This window comes from Streptomyces sp. NPDC127114 (assembly GCF_042677525.1).
Taxonomy (GTDB): Bacteria; Actinomycetota; Actinomycetes; order Streptomycetales; family Streptomycetaceae; genus Streptomyces.
Map to the genome: position 1 here is coordinate 81545 of NZ_JBHXTJ010000031.1, position 9536 is coordinate 91080.

At 72.8% G+C, this 9536-nt stretch carries 11 protein-coding genes and 1 riboswitch; of the genes, 4 read left to right on the forward strand and 7 right to left on the reverse strand.

Annotation, left to right across the window (positions count from 1 at the left end):
• Positions 1-179: 179 nt before the first annotated feature.
• The gene (locus tag ACFVGS_RS26980; RefSeq protein ID WP_384420774.1) at positions 180-452 is read left to right on the forward strand and encodes a bacterioferritin-associated ferredoxin; all 273 of its coding nucleotides are present in this window, start codon (positions 180-182) and stop codon (positions 450-452) included.
• A gap of 40 nt (positions 453-492) precedes the next feature.
• Here ACFVGS_RS26980 and bfr read toward each other — a convergent pair whose 3' ends face one another.
• The gene (gene bfr / locus ACFVGS_RS26985; RefSeq protein WP_384420772.1) at positions 493-969 is read right to left on the reverse strand and encodes a bacterioferritin; all 477 of its coding nucleotides are present in this window, start codon (positions 967-969) and stop codon (positions 493-495) included.
• A gap of 188 nt (positions 970-1157) precedes the next feature.
• On the opposite strand from bfr, the gene ACFVGS_RS26990 reads away from it, so the two are divergent.
• Positions 1158-1799, forward strand: a complete 642-nt coding sequence (locus ACFVGS_RS26990; RefSeq protein ID WP_384420770.1) for a sulfite oxidase-like oxidoreductase — start codon at positions 1158-1160, stop codon at positions 1797-1799.
• 33 nt (positions 1800-1832) lie between these two features.
• Here the strand turns inward: ACFVGS_RS26990 and ACFVGS_RS26995 are convergent, their stop codons facing one another.
• The 6 genes from ACFVGS_RS26995 to thiO all read right to left on the reverse strand — a co-directional run bounded on the left by ACFVGS_RS26995 (position 1833) and on the right by thiO (position 7539).
• Positions 1833-2399, reverse strand: a complete 567-nt coding sequence (locus ACFVGS_RS26995) for a DUF4396 domain-containing protein (protein ID WP_384420768.1) — start codon at positions 2397-2399, stop codon at positions 1833-1835.
• Positions 2400-2477: 78 nt separating this feature from the next.
• Positions 2478-3329, reverse strand: coding sequence for a deoxyribonuclease IV (locus ACFVGS_RS27000; protein WP_384420767.1), 852 nt, complete (start codon positions 3327-3329; stop codon positions 2478-2480).
• A 6-nt stretch (positions 3330-3335) separates the two neighbouring features.
• A complete protein-coding gene (gene pknB, locus ACFVGS_RS27005; protein ID WP_385694062.1) occupies positions 3336-5240 on the reverse strand; it encodes a Stk1 family PASTA domain-containing Ser/Thr kinase in 1905 nt (634 codons plus the stop codon).
• A gap of 123 nt (positions 5241-5363) precedes the next feature.
• On the reverse strand, positions 5364-6158 hold the full coding sequence (locus ACFVGS_RS27010; protein ID WP_384420764.1) for a thiazole synthase: 795 nt from the start codon (positions 6156-6158) through the stop codon (positions 5364-5366).
• Between the two features lie 5 nt (positions 6159-6163).
• Positions 6164-6376: a sulfur carrier protein ThiS gene (thiS, locus tag ACFVGS_RS27015; protein ID WP_384420762.1), complete on the reverse strand. Its 213-nt coding sequence runs from the start codon at positions 6374-6376 to the stop codon at positions 6164-6166.
• Entirely contained in the window at positions 6373-7539 is a 1167-nt protein-coding gene (thiO, locus tag ACFVGS_RS27020) for a glycine oxidase ThiO (RefSeq protein WP_384420760.1), read from the reverse strand. The genes thiS and thiO overlap by 4 nt, the downstream gene beginning before the upstream one ends.
• A riboswitch (TPP riboswitch) is annotated at positions 7537-7649 on the reverse strand. It overlaps the preceding gene by 3 nt.
• An 83-nt stretch (positions 7650-7732) precedes the next feature.
• On the opposite strand from thiO, the gene ACFVGS_RS27025 reads away from it, so the two are divergent.
• Complete coding sequence (locus tag ACFVGS_RS27025) at positions 7733-9022, forward strand: NAD(P)/FAD-dependent oxidoreductase (protein ID WP_385694068.1); 1290 nt, start codon at positions 7733-7735, stop codon at positions 9020-9022.
• A gap of 43 nt (positions 9023-9065) precedes the next feature.
• Positions 9066-9440: an Rv2175c family DNA-binding protein gene (locus tag ACFVGS_RS27030; protein WP_384420757.1), complete on the forward strand. Its 375-nt coding sequence runs from the start codon at positions 9066-9068 to the stop codon at positions 9438-9440.
• The last annotated feature ends 96 nt before the right edge of the window (positions 9441-9536 follow it).

Here is a 9536-nt window from a genome sequence, read left to right on the forward strand (position 1 = left end):
TTTTTGTTATACTACGCGGGGCGCCGCGGGGTCCGGTCTTGCCCCTTCACCTCTGTGCTTCCCCCCCCGGGGGGGGGGGGGGTTGTCGCGCCCCCCCCCCCCCCACTGTCGTATCGGGGACTTTTGCGCCCCCGGACCGCCGGGTAAGGTTAGGTTAGCCTTATCGATCTCGGCGGGAGGTGAACCGCGTGTACGTCTGCTCATGTTTCGCAGTCACGGAGAAGCAGGTCAAGGAGCATGCGGAAGCCGGCGCCTGCACTCCTCGCCAGATCGCCTCCGCCTGCAAGGCGGGCACCGACTGCGGATCGTGTGTACGACGCATTCAGGCCATTCTCGGACGCGGCAACTGCCCGCGCCGTGAGCTCGTGGACCAGGGCATGCCGGCGCTGACGGCGGAGGTCACCGAGGTGACCGAGACCGCCGGGGTCACGGAACTGCGCGAAGCCGCCTAGAACCCCTCCCGGGGGCCTGCTCCGGGCGCGTCGTCCGGGATCAGCTCGGCTGCTCGATGAGGGTGGAGCAGTACAGCGCCTCGCCCAGCTGCTCGATCAGCTCCAGCTGCGTGTCGAGGTAGTCGATGTGGTGCTCCTCGTCCGCCAGGATGTCCTCGAAGAGGTTCGCCGAGGTGATGTCGCCCTTGGCGCGCATGACCTCGATCCCGCGCTTGAGCCGGTCGATCGCCTCCACCTCGACCTGACGGTCGGCCTCGAACATCTCCTTGACCGTCTGGCCCACGCGGACGTGGAAGAGCCGCTGGTAGTTGGGCAGGCCGTCGAGCATGAGGATGCGCTCGGTCAGCTTGTCCGCGTGCTTCATCTCGTCGATGGACTCTTCGCGGGTGTACTTGGCGAGCTTGGTCCAGCCCTTGTTGTCCTGGATGCGGTAGTGCAGCCAGTACTGGTTGATCGCCGTCAGCTCGCCGGTCAGCTGCTCGTTGAGGAACTCGAGGACCTCGGGGTCGCCCTGCATCGCTTCAGGATCCTTCCACGCATGTCGGTGCCGCCACTGGGCAGGATGGCCGCATCCTCGCAGCACGAATGGGTGGCGTCCAGTAAGTACAGGCTTACTGTGGGTTGCCTTAATTGTCAGAATATCCCCAGAGATGTCGAGGCATGGCTGGTCATGACCACCCCTCGCGGTCTGTCACCATGGATGACATGGGTCAGCCGGAGGGCGGAGCACGCCGGGAAACAGGAGTGGCGGTTTCGTCGGATCTGCCGCCGGGGCAGCGGCTCCAGCGCGGCTGGCCGGTGACCCACTACGGCCCCGTGCCCCGGTTCAAGCCGGAGCGCTGGGAGTTCAGGGTCTTCGGGGCGACCGCCGACGGCGACAAGCGCTGCTGGAACCACGAGGAGTTCTCGGCGCTGCCCTTCGCCACCGTCGTGGCCGATCTGCACTGCGTGACGAAATTCAGCATGCTCGGGGCCGAATGGGGTGGTGTGCCCGCCCGGACGCTCCTGGAGCTCGCCCCGCCCGCGCCGAACGTCACCCACGTCATGGTCTGGGCGGAGTACGGCTACAGCGCCAACATGCGGCTCGCCGACTTCTCCTCGGAACGCACCATCTTCGCCACCCACAAGGACGGCGAGCTGCTCACCGCCGAACACGGCTTCCCGCTGCGGCTCGTGGTGCCGCACCTGTACGCCTGGAAGGGCCCCAAGTGGGTCCGGGGCGTGGAGTACATGGCCGCCGACCGGCGTGGCTTCTGGGAGGAGCGCGGGTACCACAACATCGGTGACCCGTGGACGGAGCAGCGCTACTCGTACCAGGAGGAGCCGGGCGACGGCCCTGAGCTCTGACGTCCTCGCGGCCGTCAGTGGTGGTACCGGCCGTCAGTGGTGGTACTGGTGGACGACGGCGTGGCCCTTGCCGCGGCCGATCATCCACTTGTTGACCGGCGTGGTGATCACGAAGGCGGCGGCCAGCGCGATGGCGAGCACGATCCAGAACAGCGGCTCGGAGAGGTGGGCGTCCATGGCGCCGGGCCACAGGGCGATCACCCCGTTGTCGATGATCTCCATGACCGCGATGGACAGCGTGTCGGCGGCGAGCGCGACCTTGAAGGCGGTCTTGAAGTCGACGCCGGCCTTCAGGATGCCGCGCAGGGTGAGCGCGTAACCGAAGAAGAACGCCAGGACGATCGCGAGCACCATCGTCGGCAGGTTCCCCCAGCCGAACGCGGTGCCGATGACCATGCCGAGCACCTCGCCGATGGCGCAGCCGGTGAGGCAGTGCAGGGTGGCCTGGGCGGCCATCGACCAGGACACCTTGCCGTGCCCGTGGTGGTGCTGGTGCTGCTCGTGGCCCTCGTGGCCGGCGTGCTGCTGGTGAGCGGCGTGGTGCTCGTGGTGCTCGTGGGTCTGGTGCTGCTCGTGGTGGGCGTGCGCTTCGTGCTGCATGAGTGCCCCCAAGTTCGGTTAGCGGTTCCTCCGTACGCAGGAACCGTATACCCCCCTAGGGTATTCCTCAACGGAAATTCAGATCCGCAGCTTCTTCAGCAGCTCCACGTCGGCCTTGTGCCCCTGCGGTCCGCCGGGGGTCTCGATGATCAACGGCACGCCGTCGGTCGCCGGGTGGCCCAACAGGTTCCGGAAGGCGTCCTGGCCGATGTGACCGGCCCCGATGTTCGCGTGCCGGTCCTTGTGCGCGCCCACGACGTCCTGGGAGTCGTTGGCGTGGATCAGCTTCAGCCGGCCCTCGCCGACCACCCCCACCAGCTCGTCGAGCGTGCGGGCCGCGCCGTCGGGACCGGTCAGGTCGTGGCCCGCGGCGAAGATGTGACAGGTGTCGAGGCAGATTCCCAGCTTCGGGTGGTGGTCGAGGGCCTCGAAGTACGGGCCGAAGTCCTCCGCCGTCGAGCAGAGCGAGAAGCCCTGCCCGGCCGTCGACTCGATGAGCAGATCCGGGTCGTCCTCGTGCGTCAGCTCGTCGAGCAGCGGCAGCATCCGCTCCCGCACCTGCGCCAGGGCCTCGGCGCGCGGCCGGCCCCCGGTCGCCGAGCCGGTGTGCACGACCACGCCCCGGGCGCCGATCTGCCGCGCGCGGCGCAGTGAGTGCCGCAGCGACTCCACCGACCTCTCCACGGTGGCCTCGGTGTGCGAGCCGAAGTTGATCAGGTACGGGGCGTGGACCCAGGCCGACAGGCCCTCGGCCGCGCAGCCGGCCCGGAACAGCTCGTCCTGGGCCGGGTTGCCGGCCGGGGTGGCCCAGCCGCGCGGGTTGGCGACGAAGACCTGCACCGTCTCGGCGCCGAGCTCCCGGGCGTAGCCGAGACCGACCGTGGCGAGACCGCCGGCCACGGGGACGTGGCCGCCGACGGGGTTGCGCATGAGTGCCTACAGTCCCTTGATCGTGATGGCGATGGTGGAGCCCTCGGCGGCCGTGGACCCGCCCTCGACGGACTGGCCGGTGACCGTGTCGCCGAGGAACGGGAAGGTCTTCTCGACCTTCACCTCGAAGCCGGCGTCCTCCAGCTCGGTGCGGGCCTCGTCGGCCGACATGCCGACCACGTCCGGGACCTCGACCATCTTCGGTCCCTTGGAGACGGTCAGCGTGACGGTGTCGCCCTTCGCCGCCCGGCTGCCCTCGGCGAGGGACTGCGCGGCGACGGAACCGGCCTCCTCGGGCGAGTTGATCTTCTCCGGCGCGACGACGACCTTCAGACCGGCGTCCTGGAGCGTGGCGGTGGCGTCCTCGACCGACTCGCCGGTGACGGCGGGGACGTCGATCGGCGTGCCCTTGCTGACCACGAGCGCGACGGCCGAGTCGGGGCTGCGCTCGGTGCCCGGCTCCGGGTCGGAGCCGATCACGGCGCCCTGCGCGACGGAGTCGCTGAACTCGTACGTGATCACGCCGGTCGCCAGACCCTCCTCGGCCAGGGTCTTCCTGGCCTCGGCGAGCGGCGTGCCCTTCAGGTTCGGGACCTTCACGATCTTCGGGCCGCGGGACAGGGTGAGCGTCACCGTGCCGTTGCCGCGGATGCGCTCGCCGGGCGCCGGGTCGACGGCCATGACGGTGCCCCGCTCGTACACGTCGCTGAACGCCCGCTTCGTCGTGCCCACGTCGAGCCCGGCGTCGGCCAGCCGCTTCGTGGCCTGCGCCTCGGTCTGGCCGAGGACGGCGGGGACGCGGGTGAACTGGCCGGAGTTGATGTACCAGACGCCGGTCCCGATGCCGAGGGCGAGCAGGACGGCGGCGACGACGAGGAGCGGCCCGCGCGGGCGGCGCCTCGGAGCGGGCGCCGCCGCCGCGGCGGCGGTGGCCGGCGGCAGCACGCTGGTGTGCTCCACGGGGAGCGGCTGGACGCGCGGGATGACGGAGGTCGGGTCCTCGGTGCCGCCGCCCTCCGGCTCCGCCTGGGCGCGGGCCTGCGGGGGCACGGCGTCGAGCTGCTCGTCGCCGAGCGCGGCGCGTGCCTCCCGGGTCCGGGCGAGCAGGTCCACCGCGTCGTACGGCCGCAGGTCGGGATTGCGCGCCGTGGCGCCCGCCACCAGCTCGTCCAGCTCCACGGCGAGGCCGGGGACGGCGGCGGAGGGCGCGGGCACGTCGGTGTTCAGGTGCTGGTAGAGCACCTGGGCCGGGGTGTCGCCGGAGTGCGGCTTGCCGCCGGTCAGCATCTCGTAGAGGACCACGCCGCACGCGTACACGTCGGCGCGGGTGTCGGCGGTGCCGTGCTCGATCTGCTCCGGCGCCAGGTACGAGACGGTGCCGAGGACCGAGCCGGTGGTGTCGGTGTTCGAGCCCACGGCCCGGACCAGCCCGAAGTCGGCGACCTTCACCCGGCCGTCGTCCCCTATCAGGACGTTCTCCGGTTTCATGTCCCGGTGCACGAACCCGGCGCGGTGCGCGGCGCCGAGCGCGGCGAGCACCGGCTCCAGGACGTCGAGCGCGGCCCGCGGCCGGAGGGCGCCGCGCTCGCGCAGGACGTCGCGGAGGGTGCAGCCGGCGACGTACTCCATCGCGAGGTAGACGTACGCGCCGTCCGCACCCTGGTCGAAGACGCCGACGACATTGGGGTGCGCGAGCCGCGCGACGGACTTGGCCTCACGCATGAACCGCTCCACGAACGCGGCGTCCGTGGCGAGGTCCGGATGCATCACCTTGAGCGCGAGCACCCGGTCGAGCCGGGTGTCCACGGCCCGGTAGACCGTGGCCATCCCGCCGACGGCGACACGCGCGTCGACGCGGTAGCGGCCGTCGAGCAGCCGCCCGACGAGGGGGTCCTGAAGGGTCGTGTCCACGGCGTCGAGTCTACGAGGGCCCCGGACCCGCCCCGGCCCCCGCGCCCGTACTGCAGCGCAGCTGTGACGAGGGGGCCGGGCGCGGGCGGGCCGGGCAGGACCAGGGCCGGTGCGGGGCCGGTCCTAGAAGGCGGGGCGCTCCGGGTCCAGGTGGGCGCGGCCGGCGTGCGGGGAGGACGGTTCGGCGAAGTGGCGGCGCGGGATGCGGCCCGCGCGGTGGGCCAGGCGGCCCGCCTCGACCGCGTGGCGCATCGCCTCGGCCATCAGGACGGGCTCCTGCGCGCGGGTGACCGCGGACGCCAGCATCACCGCCGCGCAGCCCAGCTCCATCGCCTGCGCCGCGTCCGACGCCGTCCCCGCCCCCGCGTCGAGGATCACCGGCACGCCCGCCCGGTCCACGATCAGCTCGAAGTTGTGCGGGTTGCGGATGCCGAGGCCGGAGCCGATGGGCGAGCCCAGCGGCATGATCGCCGCGCAGCCGACGTCCTCCAGCTTCCGCGCGAGGACCGGGTCGTCGTTGGTGTACGGCAGCACGACGAAACCGTCGTCCACGAGCGTCTCGGCCGCGGCGAGGAGCTCCTCGCCGTCCGGCAGCAGCGTCCGCTCGTCGGCGATGACCTCCAGCTTGATCCAGTCGGTGCCCAGCGCCTCCCGTGCGAGCCGGGCGGTGAGCACGGCCTCGCCGGCCGTGAAGCAGCCCGCCGTGTTCGGCAGCACCTGGATGCCGAGCCGCTCCAGGACCGACAGGACCGAACCCCGGACCGTCGGGTCGAGACGGCGCATCGCGACCGTCGTCAGCTCCGTGCCGCTCGCGACGAGCGAGCGCTCCAGGACATCGAGGCTGGGCGCCCCGCCCGTACCCATGATCAGCCGGGACGAGAACTCCGTACCGCCCATCAGGAACACGTCGTCGGACATCGCGCTCAGCCTCCCTGCACCGCGGTCAGGACCTCGACCCGGTCGCCGTCGCCGAGCAGGGTCGCGGCCCACTGGCTGCGCGGGACCACGGTCTCGTTCACGGCGGCGGCCACTCCGGAGGGGGCCGTGGTGAGGGTGGCGACGAGGGCGTCGAGGGAGAGCGGGCCGTCCAGGGCCCGGGACTCCCCGTTCACGGAGAGGGACAGGGGCGCGTTCATGCGTGCTCCAGGTGCGCGGAGGAGAAGCGGCGGGCGGTGAAGGGGCGTGCCTCGTCCGGCAGCGTGCCGGTGGTCAGCGCCTCCGCCATGACGTCGCCGGTGACCGGGGTGAGCAGTACCCCGTTGCGGTAGTGGCCGGTGGCCAGGTGCAGCCCGGGCAGGGCGCTGGGGCCGAGCAGCGGCGCGTTGTCGGGCGAGCCGGGCCGCAGCCCGGCGCGGGTCTCGGTGAGGGGCAGCTCGGTGATGCCGGGGACCAGCTCGTGCGCGTCGCGCAGCAGCTCGTACACGCCGCCGGCGGTGACGGTGGTGTCCCAGCCCAGCTCCTCGCTGGTGGCGCCGACGACCAGCTCGCCGTTCTCGCGCGGCACGAGGTAGACGTGGCTGCCGCGGACGACCGCCCGGACCGTCCGGGACAGGAACGGCGCGTACGCGGGCGGGACCCGCAGCCGCAGCACCTGCCCCTTCACGGGCCGCACGGGCGGCAGGACCTTCTCCGGCACGCCGGCGAGCCGCCCGCTCATGCTGCCGGCGGCGAGGACCACCTGCTCCGCGGCCGGCTCGGTGCCGTCCGCGAGTACCGCGCCCGCGGCCCGGTCGCCCACCACGGTGAGCCGCTCCGCGGGCGAGCGGTGGAAGACCACCCCGGCGCGCTCGCACGCCACCACGAGGGCGTCGGCGAGCCGCCGCGGGTCGACCTGGTGGTCGCCGTCCACCCGCAGCCCGCCCCGCACGCCCGGCGCCAGCATCGGTTCCAGGCGGCGGCACTCGCGGCCGCTCAGCCACTCGGACGCGAGCCCGCAGCGGGTCTGCAGCGCGTGGAGTTCGCGCAGGTGGGCGCGGTCGTCGGCGTCGAGCGCGACGGCGAGCGTGCCGCAGGCGCGGTAGCCGACGTCCATGCCGCCGGCCGCCTCGGCGAGCTCGGCGACGAAATCGGGATAACGGCGGGCGGAGGCCAGGTTGAGGCCGAGCAGGGTCTCCTCGCCGTAGTGGAGTTCGGTGACGGCGGCGAGCATGCCCGCCGCCACCCGGGCGGCCCCGCCGCCCGGCTCGGGGTCGGCCACGGCGGTGCGCAGCCCGCGCTGCGCGGCGCGCCAGGCCGTGACCAGGCCGATGATGCCGCCCCCGACGACGAGAACGTCCGAGGTACTGCGTGTACGCGACATGGGCGTCCAGCCCCTCCCTTCGCCGGCATGACCCGGATCAGGTTCGTACGGTCGGAGGCCGGCCAGCCTCCCTCTCAGCCCGGTCCGTCCGGGCTCCCGCGAGTGCTTTACGGCGGCCAGACTAACCGCCGGGACCGGGCCGCCGCAGGACCCCTCCCTTCCTGACGGCCCGTCAGGTGAATAGAGTGGCCGGGTGAGCGAGCAGAGCGAGCAGCAGCAGGCCGGGGACCAGTCGCAGCGGCGGTCACCCGACCGGACCGAACGGCACGTCGTGATCGTCGGCGCCGGGATGGCAGGCGTCCAGACCGCGGTCGCCCTGCGCGAGCAGGGCTTCACCGGCCCCGTCACCCTCGTCGGCGCCGAACCCCACCAGCCCTACGACCGGCCCCCGCTGTCCAAGGCGGTGCTGCTCGGCAACGCCGAGGACTCCGCCTTCGACGTCGACTTCGCCGCCCTCGACGTCGACCTCCGCCTCGGCGTCGAGGTCACCGGCCTGCGCGCCGCCGACCACGAGGTCGACACCGAGGCCGGGCCCGTCCCGTACGACGTCCTCGTCGTCGCCACCGGCGCCCACCCGCTCACCCTGCCCGGCTCCGAAGGCGTCCCCGGGGTCCACCTGCTGCGCACCCTCGACGACGCCGCCCGGCTCAAGCCCGTCCTGGAACGCCGCCACGACATCGTCGTCGTCGGCGCCGGCTGGATCGGCGCCGAGTTCACCACCGCCGCCCGGCAGGCCGGCTGCGCCGTCACCGTCGTCGAGGCCGCCGGCCGCCCGCTCGCCGGAGCGCTGCCCGCCGAGGTCACCGCACCCATGGCCGCCTGGTACGCCGAGAGCGGCGCCGAACTCCGGCTCCACGCGCGCGTGGAGCACGTCGAAAAGGGCCGGGTCGTCCTCACCGCCGACTCCGACGACTTCGGCGCCACCGGCGAGGTCCTCGAACTGCCCGCCGACGCCGTCGTCGTCGGCATCGGCGCCCGCCCCGCCACCGGCTGGCTCGAAGGCTCCGGCGCCGCCCTCGACCCCAGCGGCGCGCTCACCGCCGACGACCACCTGCGCACCTCGCTGCCCGACGTGTACGCCGTCGGCGACTGCGCCTCCTTCCCGTCCGCCCGTTACGGCGAACGGCTCCTCGTCCACCACTGGGACAACGCCCTCCAGGGCCCCCGGACCGTCGCCGCCGGGATCGTCGGCGAGGCACCCGAGCCGTACGACCCGGTGCCCTACTTCTGGTCCGAGCAGTTCGGCCGCTTCGTCCAGTACGCCGGACACCACGGCGCCGCCGACACGCTGCTGTGGCGCGGCGACCCGGCCGACGAGGCCTGGACGGTCCTGTGGCTGCGCGACGAGACCCCGGTCGCCCTGCTCGCCGTCGGCCGGCCGCGCGACCTGGCCCAGGGCCGCAGGCTGATCGAGCACGGCACCCCCGTCGACCCGGCGCGGGCCGCCGACCCCTCCGTACCTCTGAAGGCGGCAGTCCGGTAGGGCCCGACTACCGACTGTCAGTCCAAGATGGCAGGCTTGTCCCGTGACCGAGATTGACGCAAAGATCGATGCTCTCGTCCCCGCCTGGCTCTACCTGCCCGACATCGCCGAGATGCTCGACGTCGAGGTGACGCGCGTGCGGCAGCTGGTCAAGGAGGGCCAGCTCATCGCCGTGCGCCGCGAAGTGCGCCCCGGCGAGAAGATCCTCCAGGTGCCGGCCGCCTTCATCCAGGACGGCAAGGTCGTCAAGGGTCTCTCCGGGACCCTGACGCTCCTGAGGGACGACGGCTTCAGCGACGAAGAGATGCTGGAGTGGCTCTTCACTCCGGACCCGACCCTGCCGGGCACGCCCGCGCAGGCCCTCGGCGAGAACCGCGGCACGGAGGTGAAGCGCCGCGCCCAGGCGCTCGCCGTCTGACGGCAGCCGCCGTCCGGCGTACGCTCGCCGAGCCGCACCGAAGACACCACCAGCGGTGGCGGGGGGCGGGCCCCCGCCCGCCCGCCGGCCGCGGCG

What these genes read in the sequence shown, in the direction of transcription:
- bfr (WP_384420772.1), bottom strand. Translation starts at nt 969, where the DNA reads ATGCAGGGCGACCCCGAGGTCCTCGAGTTCCTCAACGAGCAGCTGACC.
- ACFVGS_RS26990 (WP_384420770.1), top strand. Translation starts at nt 1,158, where the DNA reads ATGGGTCAGCCGGAGGGCGGAGCACGCCGGGAAACAGGAGTGGCGGTT.
- ACFVGS_RS26995 (WP_384420768.1), bottom strand. Translation starts at nt 2,399, where the DNA reads ATGCAGCACGAAGCGCACGCCCACCACGAGCAGCACCAGACCCACGAG.
- ACFVGS_RS27000 (WP_384420767.1), bottom strand. Translation starts at nt 3,329, where the DNA reads ATGCGCAACCCCGTCGGCGGCCACGTCCCCGTGGCCGGCGGTCTCGCC.
- ACFVGS_RS27010 (WP_384420764.1), bottom strand. Translation starts at nt 6,158, where the DNA reads ATGTCCGACGACGTGTTCCTGATGGGCGGTACGGAGTTCTCGTCCCGG.
- thiS (WP_384420762.1), bottom strand. Translation starts at nt 6,376, where the DNA reads ATGAACGCGCCCCTGTCCCTCTCCGTGAACGGGGAGTCCCGGGCCCTG.
- thiO (WP_384420760.1), bottom strand. Translation starts at nt 7,539, where the DNA reads ATGTCGCGTACACGCAGTACCTCGGACGTTCTCGTCGTCGGGGGCGGC.